Genomic DNA, 13,874 nt, shown 5'->3' on the forward strand with positions numbered 1-13,874 from the left:
CACGGGGGTGCGAGGAGGCACGAGGATGACTCGGGCTCGGGACGAGCGCCCCGGCGACGACGACAGCCATGAGTACCGGCAGGACACCGGCACGCCGGGCGCACGCCCCGACGACGGGTCCGAGCACCAGCACGCGAACGCGTCGGACGCACGGCTCACCGCGCTGTTGCGCACCGACTCGCCGATCGCGTACACGGCCCTGCGCGAGCTGCGTGAGCGCCATCACCCGTCGGTCCTCGCCTACGCCCGGCTGTGTGCCGCGAGCGAGTCCTCGGCCCTGGAGCTGGCGACGCAGGCGTTCACGACCGCCACCCGGGAGACGGCACGCGGCGCCGAGGCGGCCGTGCCCTGGCGCCACCAACTGCTGCTGCTGACCGTCCGCGTGGCCGCCACCTGGACCACGGACGAACACGCGACCGGCCTCGCCCCCGCCCTGCGCCCCGTGCTGGCCGCGGCGGGCCCCGAGGGCCCCGTCCCGCCCCTGCTCGCGGCGTTCCAGCTCATGCCGCCCCGGCCCCAGGGACTCATCTGGTACGGCGTCGTGGAGGAGGAGCCGGACGAGCGCACGGCCGTGCTGCTCGGCCTCACCCCCGACGACGTGACGTACAAGCGGGAGTCCGCGCTCCAGACCCTGCGCCAGGCGTGTCTCCGCGTGCGTCTCGCCGCCTCGGACGATCCGCGGTGCCAGGACTTCCGCCGGCTGATCGAGGAGTCCGTACGACCGGACTCCCCTCGCCACAGCGCCGATCTGCACGCCCACATGGAGTACTGCGACTACTGCGCCGGCGCCTACGAGGAGCTGTGCGCCCTGCGCGACAGCCCGCGCGCGACGCTGGCGGAGGGGCTGCTGCCCTGGGGCGGTACGGCGTACACGCGCGGCTCACGCGGCGCGCGGGCCGGGGCCGGCGGACGCGTGGGCGGTCGGCCGGGCGCCGGCGTGGAGGGCGCGGAGGACTTCTCGGAGTCGGAGGCCGAGAGGCCGGACGAGGCGACCAGGGCGCCAGGGACGTCCGGGACGTCCGGCGGGAGCTGGGCGGCGAGGACGGGGCCGCGGAGCGGGTCCGGGGCGGGCGCCAGAACGGGAGGGTGGGCCGAGGCCGCCGCCGCGACCGCCGCGGCGGCGGAGGCGTGGGCGGAGTCGGGCCTGGGCGGCGGCCCGGGCAGAGGCTTCCCGCCCGGGCCTGACACGCAGGGAGCATCGGACTCAGGTACGGGTACGGCGTCCGGGTCTGGCTCGGGCTCGGGGTCCGGCATTCGGACCGGGTCCGGCGTCGGCCACGGCGGTACCGGCGTCGACTCCGGTCACGGGTCCCTTCCCGGTTCCGCATCCCCTTCCGTTTCAGCTTCCGGATTCCCTTCCGGTGGCTCCGATTTCGGCTCCGACGGCGAGGATCGTCCCGTGGGCGGGGTCGCAGCGGTGCCTCGGGGCGGGCCCGGGCCGGCCGCCGGGGCCTGGGCGGCGTCGGGGAGCGACAGCGGGGCCGAGGTGCCGGACGGGGCGGCGGGGGCCAGGTGGTCGCGGTCCCGCCGGGTCGTGCTCACCTCGGTGGCCCTCGGAGTGGCGCTGGCGCCGCTGATGGCGTTCCTGGTGTTCTCGGGGTCGGTCGGCTCGTCGTCGTCCGACGACGCGGCCGGTTCCGGCGGTACGCCCGCGCTGCCTCCGTCGGGGGCGGCGACCACCACGGCCCCGCCGAGCCCGACGCCGTCCCCGACCCCCTCGGAGACCGCGAGCCCCTCGAAGCCCCCGCGGAAGGAGAAGCCGACGCGGAGCCCGAGCCCGAGCCCGTCCGACACGGGCTCGCCGACGCCGTCGCCGCCGTACGGAGGGCCGCTGAGCGGTGCCTACACGCAGGTGGTGAACGTCGCCTCGGGGCTGTGTCTGGACATCCGGGGCGAGTTGGCGGAGGGCACCGACGTCGTCACGGCCACCTGTTCCTCGCGCGCCACGCAGCGCTGGCGTCTCGACTCCGGGCGTGCCGCCCTCCAGTCGTTCGCCGATCCCGACCTGTGCCTGGACAGCCGTGGGGCGATCGACGACGGTGTGGGCGTCTGGGAGTGCGACTCGCTCGACGGGGACAACGGCGACAACCTCAGGTTCGAGGTCGACTCCCGGGGGGTGATCCGTCCGGCCATCGCAGAGCGGTTCGCCGTGACGCCGGACGCGCTCGGTTCCGTCGGCTTCGCCTTGGCGTCGGGGCGCGACGGGCAGCGGTGGCGGGCCGGGTCCGGACCGGCCCCTTCCTGAGACCGGCCCCGAACCCCCGGGGATCCGGGGCCGGTCAGACGACGCGGACGCCCCTGCGCCACACGCCCGTGACCAGGGGCACTCCCGGTCGGTAGGCGAGGTGGACATGGCTGGGCGCGTCCAGCAGCGCGAGATCGGCGTACGCGCCCGGCGTGAGCCGGCCGACATCGTCGCGGCGGAGCGCCCGCGCGCCCCCCGCCGTGGCCGACCAGACCGCCTCGTCCGGTGTCATTCCCATGTCCCGTACGGCGAGGGCGACGCAGAAGGGGACGGACGAGGTGAACGACGACCCCGGGTTGCAGTCCGTGGAGAGGGCGACGGTGACACCCGCGTCGAGGAGGCGACGGGCGTCGGGCCACTCGGCGCGGGTGGAGAACTCGGCGCCGGGGAGGAGTGTGGCGACCGTCCGGCCGCTCGCGAGGGCGTCCACGTCGGCATCGGTGAGGTGGGTGCAGTGGTCCGCGCTCGCCGCGTCCAGTTCGACGGCGAGCCGGACGCCGGGGCCGTACGACAGCTGGTTGGCGTGGATGCGCGGATGCAGGCCCCTGGCCCTGCCCGCCGTGAGGATCGCGCGGGCCTGGTCGCCGTCGAAGGCGCCCTTCTCGCAGAAGACGTCGATCCAACGGGCGTGCGGAGCGCAGGCGTCGAGCATCTCGCCGGTGACGAGCGCGACGTAGGCGGCGGGGTCCTCGGCGTGGTCGGGGGACACGATGTGGGCGCCGAGATACGTCACCTCGTCCGTGTGCCGGGCGGCGATGCGCAGGGCCCGTGCCTCGTCGTGGACGGTCAGGCCGTAGCCCGACTTCGTCTCGAAGGTGGTCGTGCCCTGACGGAGGGCCTCGCGGAGGTAACGGGTGAGGTTGGCCTCCAGTTCCTCGTCGGTGGCGGCGCGGGTGGCGGCGACGGTCGTCCGGATGCCGCCCGCGCTGTAGGCCCGGCCGGACATGCGGGCGTTGAACTCCGCGGTCCGGTCACCCGCGAAGACGAGGTGGGAGTGGGAGTCCACGAAGCCCGGAATCACCGCCCGTCCACCGGCGTCGACCCGATTGTCAGTGGCGGGTGCTTTGCTCTGATCACCGGTCCACGCGATGCGTTCACCGTCGATGACGACGGCCGCGTCCTGGATCAGTCCGAGAGGGGAACCGTCGCCGAGAGAGGGGTCGTTGGTGACCAGGGCAGCGATGTTGGTGATGAGCGTGCTGGCGGTGCTCGCCGAGTGGGCGGGGCTGTCGGTCGTCGGGCTGCTCATGGCGTCCTTGGTTGCCTGGTCGGCGGTCGGTTCGGATTCTGGGTCGGGGCGCCGGCTCGGGGGCGGGCCGGCCGGGGTCATCCGCGCAGTGCTGCGACGGCGTCCGCGAGGGCTTTCGGCACATCCGGCACGCGCGTGTGCGCCCCGTCCCGTACGACGTGCCGACCTCCCACCACCGTGTGCGACACGTCCGCTGCCGACGCGGCGAATACCGCCGTCTCCGCGCCGAGCCGTGGCAGCGGCCCCGCTGTCCTGACCGAGTCGAGCGCGATCGTCGTGAAGTCGGCGAGCGCGCCCGTCTCCAGGGTGCCGGCGTCGTCCCAGCCGATCGCCGCGTGGCCGTCGGCCGAGGCCGCCCGCAGGAGGGCCGCCGCCGTCCAGTGACCGCGTGTACGGGTGCGCAGGCGCTCGTTCAGCTCCATCGCGCGCGCCTCTTCGAGCAGGTCGATGACGGCGTGGCTGTCGGAGCCGAGGGAGAGCGGAGAGCCGGCCCGTTGCAGGGCGACGGCCGGTCCGATGCCGTCCGCGAGGTCCCGTTCGGTCGTGGGACACATACAGGTGCCGGTGCCGCTGCCGCCGATGAGGGCGATGTCCTCGTCGGTGAGGTGGGTGTTGTGCACGCCCGTCGTGCGGGGGCCCAGCACGCCGTGGTCGGCGAGGAGCTGGGCGGGGGTGCGGCCGTGTGCCGCGTGGCAGGCGTCGTTCTCCGCCGTCTGCTCCGACAGGTGCACGTGCAGCGGGGCCCGCCGTTCCTCGGCCCAGCGCGCCACGGTCGCCAACTGCCCGGCCGGCACGGCTCGTACGGAGTGCACGGCCGCACCGATCCGCGCGTGATCCCGGTCCTTGAGAACTGAACAGCGTTCCGCCCATGCCTCCGCCGTGCCGTCGGAGAAGCGGAGCTGGTGGTGGTCGGGTGCCTTGCCGAAGCCTGCGGAGAGGTAGGCCGTGTCGAGGAGGGTGATCCGGATGCCCGCCTCGGCGGCGGCCTCGACGAGGGCCTCGCCCATGGCGTTCGGGTCGGCGTACGGGGTGCCGCCGGGGGCGTGGTGCACGTAGTGGAACTCGCCCACCGCCGTGATCCCGGCCAGCGCCATCTCCGCGTACACGGCCCGCGCGAGGGCGCGGTAGGTGTCCGGGGTCAGCCGGTCCGCCACCCGGTACATGACCTCGCGCCAGGTCCAGAAGGTGCCCGAGCCGACCTGCACGGTGCCGCGCAGGGCCCGGTGGAAGGCGTGGCTGTGGGCGTTGGCGAGGCCGGGCAGGGTGAGGCCGCGCAGGACGACCGCGCCCGGCGGCGGGGCGGGCGTGCCGGTGCGCACGGCGCCGACGCGGCCGTCGGTGGTCACCGTGAGGGTCACGCCCGGCTCGACGTGCGTGCCGAGCCAGGCGTGTTCGAGCCAGTAGGTCGTCTCCGTCACCTGCGGGCCAGCCCTTCCAGTACGTCGGCGAGCGCGGTCACCCCGGCCAGGCAGTCGTCCTCGGCGGCGTGTTCGGCCGGGGAGTGCGAGACGCCTGTCGGGTTGCGCACGAACAGCATGGCGGTCGGGACGGTCCCGGAGAGGATCCCGGCGTCGTGTCCGGCACCGGTTCCGAGGACCGGCACCTTCAGGTCGGCCGTGTCCCGGCCCAGGATGCGGGCGATCTCGTCGCGCAGCGCGTGTTCGAACTCGACGACGGGCGTGAATGACTCCCGGACGACGTCCAGCTCGATGCCGTGCTCCTGGGCGTAGTCGCGGGCCGCCTCCTCGATCGCGCCGACGACCGTGTCCAGCGTCGTCTGGTCCTCGGCGCGGGAGTCGAGCCAGCCGCGTACGAGGGAGGGGATGGCGTTGACCCCGTTCGGTTCGACGGAGATCTTGCCGAAGGTGGCGACGGCGCCGGCCAACCGGGCCTCGCGGCGGGCGGCGAGCACGGTCTCCGCGTACGACAGCATGGGGTCCCGGCGGTCGACGAGCCGGGTCGTGCCGGCGTGGTTGGCCTCGCCGCGGAAGTCGAACCGCCAGCGCCCGTGCGGCCAGATCGCGCTGGCGATCCCGACGGCGTCCCCGGACAGGTCCAGGGCCCGCCCCTGCTCGACGTGCAGTTCGACGAAGGCGCCGATGCGCGCGAGGCGTTCCGGGTCGGCCCCGATGCCCTCCGGGTCGTATCCGGCGGCCTCCATCGCCCGGGGGAGGGTGACGCCGTCCCCGTCGGTGAGCCGTCCCGCCTGCTCGGCGGTCAGCTGCCCGGTGGCCAGCCGTGAGCCCACACAGGCCAGCCCGAAGCGGGCGCCCTCCTCGTCGCCGAAGTTGACGATGGCGAGCGGCTTGTCGAACCGGGCGCCCCGGGCGCGGAGTTCGTCGAGCGCGGCGAAGGAGGAGACGACGCCGAGGGGGCCGTCGAAGGCCCCGCCGTCGGGCACGGAGTCGAGGTGCGACCCGGTGACCACGGCGTCCCCGGCGGTGGGGTCGCCGAGCCAGGCCCACTGGTTGCCGTTCCGGTCGACCTCGTGGTGCAGGCCCCGGTCCTCGGCCTGCTCCTCGAACCAGGCCCGGCAGTCGGCGTCGGCGGCGGTCCAGGCGAACCGGCGGTAGCCGCCGGAGCCGGGGTGCCGGCCGATGGGCTTCAGGTCGCGCCACATCTCGTGGAAGGAGGCACCACCGGTGGCGGGGCGGGGGACGCGCTCATGCGCTCCCGCCTCGGTGCTGCCGTCGCGCCCCCCTTCGCGCTGGGTCACGCGTCCTCACCCTCGCGCATCGGCACCCGTACGCCCCGGTCGTCGGCGACGGACTCGGCGATGTCGTAGCCCGCGTCGACGTGCCGGATGACGCCCATGCCGGGGTCGTTGGTCAGCACGCGGCGGATCTTCTCGCCGCCCAGCTTCGTGCCGTCGGCGACCGTGACCTGGCCGGCGTGGATGGAGCGGCCCATGCCCACGCCGCCGCCGTGGTGCAGGGAGACCCAGGACGCGCCGGAGGCGACGTTCACCATCGCGTTCAGCAGCGGCCAGTCGGCGATGGCGTCGGAGCCGTCGAGCATGGCCTCGGTCTCGCGGTAGGGGGAGGCGACGGAGCCGCAGTCCAGGTGGTCGCGGCCGATGGCCAGCGGTGCCGCCAGCTCCCCGCTCGCCACCATGTCGTTGAACCGCTCGCCGGCCTTGTCCCGCTCGCCGTAGCCGAGCCAGCAGATGCGGGCCGGCAGGCCCTGGAAGTGGACACGCTCGCCGGCCATCCTGATCCAGCGGTGCAGGGACTCGTTCTCCGGGAACAGGTCGAGGAGCGCCTTGTCGGTCTTGGCGATGTCGGCGGGGTCGCCGGAGAGGGCGGCCCAGCGGAAGGGGCCCTTGCCCTCGCAGAACAGGGGCCGGATGTAGGCGGGGACGAAGCCGGGGAAGGCGAACGCCCGCTCGTAGCCGGCGAGCTGGGCCTCGCCGCGGATGGAGTTGCCGTAGTCGAAGACCTCGGCGCCGGCGTCCTGGAAGCCGACCATCGCCTCGACGTGCCGGGCCATCGACTCGCGGGCGCGGGTGGTGAAGCCGGCCGGGTCCTTCGCCGCGTAGGACGCCATGTCGTCGAAGTCGACGCCCACGGGCAAGTAGGCCAGCGGGTCGTGGGCGGAGGTCTGGTCGGTGACGATGTCGATAGGGGCACCCGACGCGAGGAGCTGGGGGAGGAGGTCGGCCGCGTTGCCGAGGACGCCGATCGAGAGCGGGCGGCGGGCGTCGCGGGCCTCGACGGCCAGCTGGAGGGCGTGGTCGAGCGAGTCGGCCTTCACGTCGAGGTAGCGGTGCTCGATGCGGCGCTCGATGGCGCGGGGGTCGCAGTCGATGCAGATCGCGACGCCGTCGTTCATGGTGACCGCGAGGGGCTGGGCGCCACCCATGCCGCCGAGTCCGGCGGTGAGGGTGATGGTCCCGGCGAGGGTGCCGCCGAACTTCTTGGCGGCGACGGCGGCGAAGGTCTCGTAGGTGCCCTGGAGGATGCCCTGGGTGCCGATGTAGATCCAGGAACCGGCGGTCATCTGGCCGTACATGGTCAGCCCGAGCTGTTCCAGCCGGCGGAACTCCTCCCAGTTGGCCCAGTCGCCGACGAGGTTGGAGTTGGCGATGAGGACCCGGGGCGCCCACTCGTGGGTCTGCATGACGCCGACGGGGCGGCCCGACTGGACCAGCATGGTCTCGTCCTGCTTGAGGGTCCGCAGCGTGCGGACCATGGCGTCGAAGGAGCGCCAGTCCCGGGCGGCCTTGCCCGTGCCGCCGTAGACGACGAGCTTGTCGGGGTGCTCGGCGACCTCGGGGTCGAGGTTGTTCTGCAGCATGCGCAGGGCGGCTTCCTGCTGCCAGCCCAGGGTGCTGAGTTCCGTACCGCGCGGCGCTCGAACGGGGCGGGGTCCTGACACGGTCTGCCTCCAGCTCTATACAGCAACTATTCACATCCTGACTTGCTGAATAGAGCTAGTCAATACAGCGGTAGGGCCAGCGGCGGCGCGCCGTGGGTGTTTGGCTGGACACACTGGGTCCATGGGCTCGGACGACGACACGACAGCGGGGGACGGGATGGGAGACGTGACGAACGGGACCGGCGGGGAGAGGCCCGCCGCCCGGCACGAGGAGGCGGCCGGGGACGGCGAGCCGACGCTGCGGCTGTACGACACCGACGGCGAGCGGGCCGCCCGGCGGGACGAGGCCGTGCGGGCGGCGGTGGAGCAGGGGCTGCTGTCCCCCGACACCCCGGTCGTCGCCCTCCTCGACGTCACCGGGATCCGGGCCTCGGCGGGAGCGCTGCGGACGGCGTTCGACGCGGTGACGGCGCCGGGGACGCCCGTGCTGCACGCGTTCGCGGTGAAGGCGACGCCGCTGGTGCCCGTGCTGCGGCTGCTGCGCGAGGCGGGGATCGGCGCCGAGGTCGCGAGTGCCGGGGAGCTGGCCCTCGCGCGGGCGGCCGGGGTGCCGCCGAGGCGGACCGTGCTGGACTCGCCCGCCAAGACCCCGGCCGAGCTGCGGGAGGCGCTGGCGCTCGGCATCGCGGTCAACGCGGACAATCCCCAGGAACTGGCCCGGATCGACGCGCTCGTCCGGTCGGCCACCACCCGCTCCCCCGTCGGCATCCGGGTGAACCCGCAGGTCGGCTCGGGCGCGATCGACGCGCTGTCCACGGCGACGGCCACCTCCAAGTTCGGCGTGGCGCTCCGGGACGAAGGCGCCCGGGAGTGGGTCGTCCAGGCGTACCTGGACCGCCCCTGGCTGAGCCGGCTGCACGCGCACAGCGGGTCCCAGGGGATGCCGCTGTCGCTGATGACACGGGCGATCACCGAGACGTACGAACTGGCGGAGGAGATCAACCGGCGGATCGGGCGGCGGCAGATCGACACCATCGACATCGGCGGCGGGCTGCCGGTGAACTTCGCGTCGGAGGCGGCGACACCGACGTACGAGCAGTACGCGCGACTGCTCGCGGAGGCGGTGCCTGGGCTGTTCGACGGGCGGTACGGGCTGGTGACCGAGTTCGGCAGGTCGCTGCTGGCGAAGCACGGGACGATCGTGGCCCGTGTCGAGTACACCAAGAGCGCCGGCGGGCGGGCCATCGCGGTCACGCACGCGGGGGTGCAGGTGGCGACGCGGACGGTGTACGCGCCCGGGTCCTGGCCGCTGCGGATCGCCGCGTACGACGCGAAGGGCCGGGCGAAGCACGGACCGGTGGCGGTGCAGGACGTGGCGGGGCCCGCCTGTTTCGCGGGGGACCTGCTCGCGGAGGGGCGCTCGCTGCCACTGCTGGAGCCGGGCGACTACGCGGCCGCGCTGGACACCGGCGCGTACTACTTCGCGCACCACTACGCGTACAACTCCCTGCCCCGGCCCGGGATCTACGGGTACGCCCCCGGGGACGGCCGCACCCGGTTCGCGGTGGTGCGGCGGGCGCAGACCGTGGAGCAGATCGTGGCCGAGGCGGGGGGAGCGGAGAGGTCGGGGCTGCTGGGGCTCTGACCGGCGCCGTGCGGTCCGGCCCGGTCCGGTCCGGTCCGGTCCGGGGGAACCGTGGTGCGGCGACCGCGGCCACAGGGCGTGGCCGATGGCCCGATGCCCCCCGCGCCCCGGGTCACCAGGGAGCGCCCGGAAGTACCCCTGGGCGCCCGGCCCATGGATGCGCACCACATGCACGCCCCTCGCGCCCCCCAGAATGAGGAACAGCCGGCGCCCCGCCCGCGCCCGGTATGCGGCCCGGCCGCATAGGCGCACCTCAGCGCGTCGGCGTACCGCCCGGCACCCAACAGCGGTGAAAAGCAGGCAAGTCGACCCACCTTAGTCACCTCTCCGCATGTTCCGCTGGAAAATGCCAGATCACTCACTCCTCACGCACACGTTGCGTAGCGTCTGCGTCACTCAACCGAACCGCAGGCAGGAGGGGAGCCACGGTGCCCGGAATCGACGAGTGTCTGGTGGAGGCCATGAGGCTGCCCGGTGCCCTGGGCGCCTCGGTGGTCGACTGGACCAGCGGGCTGGCCCTGGGCACCGTCGGGGACGCACCCGGCGGTGACCACGAGACGACCGCGGCGGAGGCCGCGGAGCTGGCACGGCTGGCGGCGGAGCACCGGGCGTTCGCGCCGGAGGAGGGCTCGGACTGGTCCGGTGCGGATCTGCCGGTCGAGGACCTGATCGTCAGCAACCGGGACACGTACCACGTGCTGCGCTTCGTGCGGACGACGTTCGACAGCAGTGTGTTCCTGCACCTGTGGCTGGCCCGTTCGGACGGCAACCTCGCGCTGGCCCGGATCCGGCTCGGCGAGATGGCGGGACGGCTGGTGTTGGCATGAGCGTGATCACCACACCGGCGCCCCCGCTGCCCGTGCGCGGCGAACACTTCCGGCAGGCCGTCTCACCGATGCTGAGCCGGCTCGCCGCCGAGCGGGCCACCGGCGTACTGCTGCGCGAGAGCGGCTCGTTGTACCTGTCCGAGGGGGAGGTCGTGCATGCCGAGAGCCCCCGCTCCCCGGGCCTCGACGTGCTGCTCGCCACCGGCGGCATCCTGGACCGCGACGGCTGGCGGGAGGCGGTCGACACCGCCGGAGCAGGGCTGCGGGTCGGGCGGTTCCTCGTGGACAGCGGCCGGGTCGCGCGGGGCGCTCTCGAACTGTGCCACGCGGGGGCGCTCTTCGACGCGGCGTACTTCGTGCTCGGCCCGGGCAGCGCGCCGGCCAGCTTCCGTTACGGGGCCGCGCACTGGCTGGGGCCGATCCGTCCGGTGCCGGTGGCCGCCGTGGCGCGCGAGGCCCGGCGCCGCCGCGACCTGCTGCACCGCATCTGGCCCGACGCCGAGACGGACGACGCGCCGCTGACCAGGTCCGCCGACCAGGGTGTGCCCCCGGTCCCGGCCCGCCAGGGAGCCGTGCTCGGCCAGGTGAACGGCCTGCGCACGGCCGCCGAGATCTCCCTCACCCTGGGACGCCCGGCCTTCCACACCCTGGTGGACGTACGGCGGCTGGCGGCCGCGGGGCTGATATCCGCGACCCGGCACTCCCCGGTGAGAACCCCACCGGCGCCGGCCGGCCCGGACCACCACTCCCGGGCCACCCACCCCGAGCACTCCCCCGCCCCGCACCCGGGCCACACCGCCCTGCCGGTCGCCCCGGCCCACACCGCACCACCGCCCGATCCGGGCGCCCTCACCCCACCGGCGGCCCTGGGCCCCCTCATCCCACCGGCCGCTCCGGGCCGCCACTCGGCCGCCGGCCCCGTGAGCGCCGGACCCGTGACCGCCGGACCCGTGACCGCCGGCGAGGTCTCGCCCCTCGCCCCACCTTGGCCGCTCACCACCACAGACCCCGACGTGGCTCTACTGCAAAGGCTCAGGGATGCGCTGGAGGCCCTTTGAGCGGCAGCGGGAGCGTCCCGCCGAGAGGAGACTGCTCATGGCCGCGGAGGCCGAAGTCCTCGACGAACTGCACCGGTTGAGGGCCCGTGTACCCCAGCTGACCGGCGCGCTCGCGGCCAGCGTGGACGGGCTCGTCCTCGCCCACGACACCCCCGGCGTCGAACCGGAGGGCCTCGCGGCACTCACCGCCGCCGCGCTCGGCGTCGCCGTACGGATGACGGACACCGCCGGCCGGGGCGAGCTGCGCGAACTGCTGCTGCGGGGTGACCACGGCTATGTGGCCACGTACGCGGCGGGCTCCTCCGCCGTGCTGACGCTGCTGGCCCAGGACCGGGTCAACGTGGGCCGGCTGCACCTGGAGGGCCGCCGGGCCGGCGGCCGGATAGGGGAGCTGATGGACGCCGTGCCCCGGCCGGACGAGACCGCGGCGGCCGAGGCCCTGCCTGTCACCAGGAACCCGGCCCGTGCGGTGGCGAGGACCACGAGCACGGCCACGCCCACGGCCGCCGCCGCGTCCCCGGCACCGGCCAAGGCCACGGTCAGGTCGACCATGCCCCGCCGCACTCCCCGTGCCACCCCCTCGCGCACCACCCCCCGAACCACTCCCAACGCACCTACCACCAGTGAGAGCTGAAAGGACACCGCACACCATGGCCAACACCGAGACCGCGTTGAAAGAGGCCCTCGCGTCCATCGAGGGCGCGACCGGCGCCGCCCTGGTCGACTACACCAGCGGCATGGCACTGGGCACGATCGGCGGCAGCAAGGGGTTCGACCTCACCGTCGCCGCCGCCGGGAACACCGACGTCGTCCGCGCCAAGCTGCGCACCATGGAGCACCTCGGCCTCAAGGGCGAGATCGAGGACATCCTGATCACCCTGTCCGACGCGTACCACCTGATCCGCCTGCTCACCGGCCGCGGCGGCAACGGCCTCTTCCTCTACCTGGTCCTCGACGCCAAGCGGGCCAACCTGGCCATGGCCAGGCACCAGTTGCGGCGGATCGAGGCGGAGCTGGAGGTCTGACCCGACCGAGACCGGGGCTCCGGCGGCGCACCCCACCCGGGGAGCGCCGCCGAGCACGTTCCCGGCACTGCCCGACCCCGGCCTCCGCCCGCACACTCGTGCGAACGCCGCCCTCCCTCTCCGCTACCGTGTCCGCCCTGGGACCAGGAGAAGAGGACGACGGTGGGCAGAGTGGTACGGGGGACGGTGCTGGCGCAGCTGGCGCTGCTGGCCGGGGTGCTGACGGGGTGCGCGGAACCGGCGGGGGACGGCGGCGGGAAGCCGTCGGCGAGCGCCGGCGGGTCGGCGCAGGAGCCGTCCGGGTCGGGGTCGTCGCAGGACGCCGTCAGGAGCGGCGGCAGCGTGGGCGCGGCCGGTTCCGCCTGCGAGCTTCCGGTCACCTTCGAGACCGCCGAGAAGTGGCGGCCGGAGGCCGTCGAGACCGGGGCACCCGGCGGCGGGAGCGGTTCCGAGGAGGACGAGCTCGCGGCCGAGCTGGCCGAGGGCCTGCTGCACCAGGGCCCGTTCACCGCCGCGTGCGAGATCGACGCCAAGCCGGCCGGGAACATCGGGTTCATCCGCGTGTGGACCGGCGAGGCCGGCGCCAGGGGCGGGGACGCGAAGGCCCTGCTCAAGGAGTTCGTGGCGGCGGAGGGCGACACCGGTGAGGCCGAGTACCGCGCGTTCCGCTCGGACTCCGGTGTCTCCGGCGCCGAGGTCGAGTACCTCTACACCAGCGAGGCCCTGGACGAGACCAAGAAGGAGCGGGCCTTCCTGACGGTCACCCCGAAGGGGCCCGTCGTCGTCCATCTCGGCGGCCTCGACACCCAGGAACACGAGGAGATGCTCCCGGCGTACGAGCTGGCCAGGCGGACCCTGAGCACCGTCTGAGGGGGCGCGCGGCCTACCGCCGTCCGCCCCCGGGTGCCGCGTCGCCCGCGCCGATCCCGGTGACCCGGTACCCGTCCACCCGCTTGCCCGCCGGCCCGCCGCCCCGCGCGGACAGCCGGTCCACCGGGACCCAGTAGAGGTGACCCGCGGTGCGTTCGCGGCGGCCGAGCCGGGCCGCCCTGAGGCGCAGGCCGGTGCCGACTCCGGCGAGGAGCAGACCGCCCGCCGCGGGGAGCACGAGGGACGAGCCCAGGGCGAGCGCGAAGGCGAGGAGCAGCCACCAGCGATGGCCCCGGCGCCAGTTGCGCAGGGTCACGGCACGGTCCTGGAGGACGTCGTGCTTGCCGGCGCGCACGGCCGCGCGCTCCGGCGCGAGGTACCGGCCGCGCCGGGCCCACGCCACCGCGCCGGCGGCGAGGAGGAACAGCGCCGCCCCGGCGAGCACGCCGATCCGCCGCCCGGTCAGCCCCGGCTGCACCGCGCCGGCCCCCGCCGCGACCAGTCCCAGCCACCACGACGGCCCCGCCCCGGCCCGCACCACGACGGCCACCCGAGCGAGCCCCTGCCCTCCGCGCGCCACGCTTGTCCCCTCCCGTGCTCCCGGCGTCGTCACGACGGTCGCGGGCACCGTATCCGGC

The 13,874-nt window shown here is 74.5% G+C and carries 12 protein-coding genes; 7 read left to right on the plus strand and 5 right to left on the minus strand.

The genetic code is table 11. The features are described from left to right. Positions 1 to 25 precede the first annotated feature (25 nt). Complete coding sequence (locus ACZ6BB_RS32725) at positions 26 to 2,245, plus strand: ricin-type beta-trefoil lectin domain protein (RefSeq protein WP_471618739.1); 2,220 nt, start codon at positions 26 to 28, stop codon at positions 2,243 to 2,245. Positions 2,246 to 2,279: 34 nt separating this feature from the next. On the opposite strand, the gene hutI is transcribed toward ACZ6BB_RS32725, so the two are convergent. Genes hutI through hutU form a run of 4 tightly spaced genes read right to left on the minus strand, consistent with a single transcriptional unit; the run spans position 2,280 to position 7,871 of the window. Further along, positions 2,280 to 3,575: an imidazolonepropionase gene (hutI, locus tag ACZ6BB_RS32730; RefSeq protein ID WP_471618740.1), complete on the minus strand. Its 1,296-nt coding sequence runs from the start codon at positions 3,573 to 3,575 to the stop codon at positions 2,280 to 2,282. Further along, positions 3,572 to 4,912, minus strand: coding sequence for a formimidoylglutamate deiminase (locus ACZ6BB_RS32735; protein WP_471618741.1), 1,341 nt, complete (start codon positions 4,910 to 4,912; stop codon positions 3,572 to 3,574). The genes hutI and ACZ6BB_RS32735 overlap by 4 nt, the downstream gene beginning before the upstream one ends. Then, complete coding sequence (locus ACZ6BB_RS32740; RefSeq protein WP_471618742.1) at positions 4,909 to 6,210, minus strand: allantoate amidohydrolase; 1,302 nt, start codon at positions 6,208 to 6,210, stop codon at positions 4,909 to 4,911. Before ACZ6BB_RS32740 ends, ACZ6BB_RS32735 begins: the two co-directional genes overlap by 4 nt. Continuing rightward, complete coding sequence (gene hutU / locus ACZ6BB_RS32745; protein ID WP_471618743.1) at positions 6,207 to 7,871, minus strand: urocanate hydratase; 1,665 nt, start codon at positions 7,869 to 7,871, stop codon at positions 6,207 to 6,209. Before hutU ends, ACZ6BB_RS32740 begins: the two co-directional genes overlap by 4 nt. A gap of 121 nt (positions 7,872 to 7,992) precedes the next feature. Between hutU and ACZ6BB_RS32750 the strand changes: the two genes are divergently transcribed. From ACZ6BB_RS32750 to ACZ6BB_RS32775, 6 genes are all read left to right on the plus strand, one after another. Beyond that, a complete protein-coding gene (locus ACZ6BB_RS32750) occupies positions 7,993 to 9,456 on the plus strand; it encodes a type III PLP-dependent enzyme domain-containing protein (protein WP_471618744.1) in 1,464 nt (487 codons plus the stop codon). Between the two features lie 428 nt (positions 9,457 to 9,884). Continuing rightward, the gene (locus ACZ6BB_RS32755) at positions 9,885 to 10,283 is read left to right on the plus strand and encodes a hypothetical protein (protein WP_471618745.1); all 399 of its coding nucleotides are present in this window, start codon (positions 9,885 to 9,887) and stop codon (positions 10,281 to 10,283) included. Beyond that, a complete protein-coding gene (locus tag ACZ6BB_RS32760; protein WP_471618746.1) occupies positions 10,280 to 11,341 on the plus strand; it encodes a hypothetical protein in 1,062 nt (353 codons plus the stop codon). The genes ACZ6BB_RS32755 and ACZ6BB_RS32760 overlap by 4 nt, the downstream gene beginning before the upstream one ends. 37 nt (positions 11,342 to 11,378) lie before the next feature. Next, positions 11,379 to 11,975 carry a roadblock/LC7 domain-containing protein gene (locus ACZ6BB_RS32765; RefSeq protein WP_471618747.1) on the plus strand — a complete coding sequence of 199 codons (597 nt, stop codon included), beginning with the start codon at positions 11,379 to 11,381 and terminating at the stop codon, positions 11,973 to 11,975. A 16-nt stretch (positions 11,976 to 11,991) separates the two neighbouring features. Further along, positions 11,992 to 12,366 carry a roadblock/LC7 domain-containing protein gene (locus ACZ6BB_RS32770; RefSeq protein WP_159768319.1) on the plus strand — a complete coding sequence of 125 codons (375 nt, stop codon included), beginning with the start codon at positions 11,992 to 11,994 and terminating at the stop codon, positions 12,364 to 12,366. A 162-nt stretch (positions 12,367 to 12,528) separates the two neighbouring features. Beyond that, complete coding sequence (locus ACZ6BB_RS32775; RefSeq protein ID WP_471618748.1) at positions 12,529 to 13,236, plus strand: lipoprotein; 708 nt, start codon at positions 12,529 to 12,531, stop codon at positions 13,234 to 13,236. Positions 13,237 to 13,249: 13 nt separating this feature from the next. On the opposite strand, the gene ACZ6BB_RS32780 is transcribed toward ACZ6BB_RS32775, so the two are convergent. Beyond that, positions 13,250 to 13,816, minus strand: coding sequence for a hypothetical protein (locus tag ACZ6BB_RS32780; protein ID WP_471618749.1), 567 nt, complete (start codon positions 13,814 to 13,816; stop codon positions 13,250 to 13,252). Positions 13,817 to 13,874 lie beyond the last annotated feature (58 nt).

The sequence above is a fragment of the Streptomyces sp. NPDC041108 genome (assembly GCF_055592645.1).

What these genes read in the sequence shown, in the direction of transcription:
- ACZ6BB_RS32725 (WP_471618739.1), top strand. Translation starts at nt 26, where the DNA reads ATGACTCGGGCTCGGGACGAGCGCCCCGGCGACGACGACAGCCATGAG.
- hutI (WP_471618740.1), bottom strand. Translation starts at nt 3,575, where the DNA reads ATGACCCCGGCCGGCCCGCCCCCGAGCCGGCGCCCCGACCCAGAATCC.
- ACZ6BB_RS32750 (WP_471618744.1), top strand. Translation starts at nt 7,993, where the DNA reads ATGGGCTCGGACGACGACACGACAGCGGGGGACGGGATGGGAGACGTG.
- ACZ6BB_RS32760 (WP_471618746.1), top strand. Translation starts at nt 10,280, where the DNA reads ATGAGCGTGATCACCACACCGGCGCCCCCGCTGCCCGTGCGCGGCGAA.
- ACZ6BB_RS32765 (WP_471618747.1), top strand. Translation starts at nt 11,379, where the DNA reads ATGGCCGCGGAGGCCGAAGTCCTCGACGAACTGCACCGGTTGAGGGCC.
- ACZ6BB_RS32770 (WP_159768319.1), top strand. Translation starts at nt 11,992, where the DNA reads ATGGCCAACACCGAGACCGCGTTGAAAGAGGCCCTCGCGTCCATCGAG.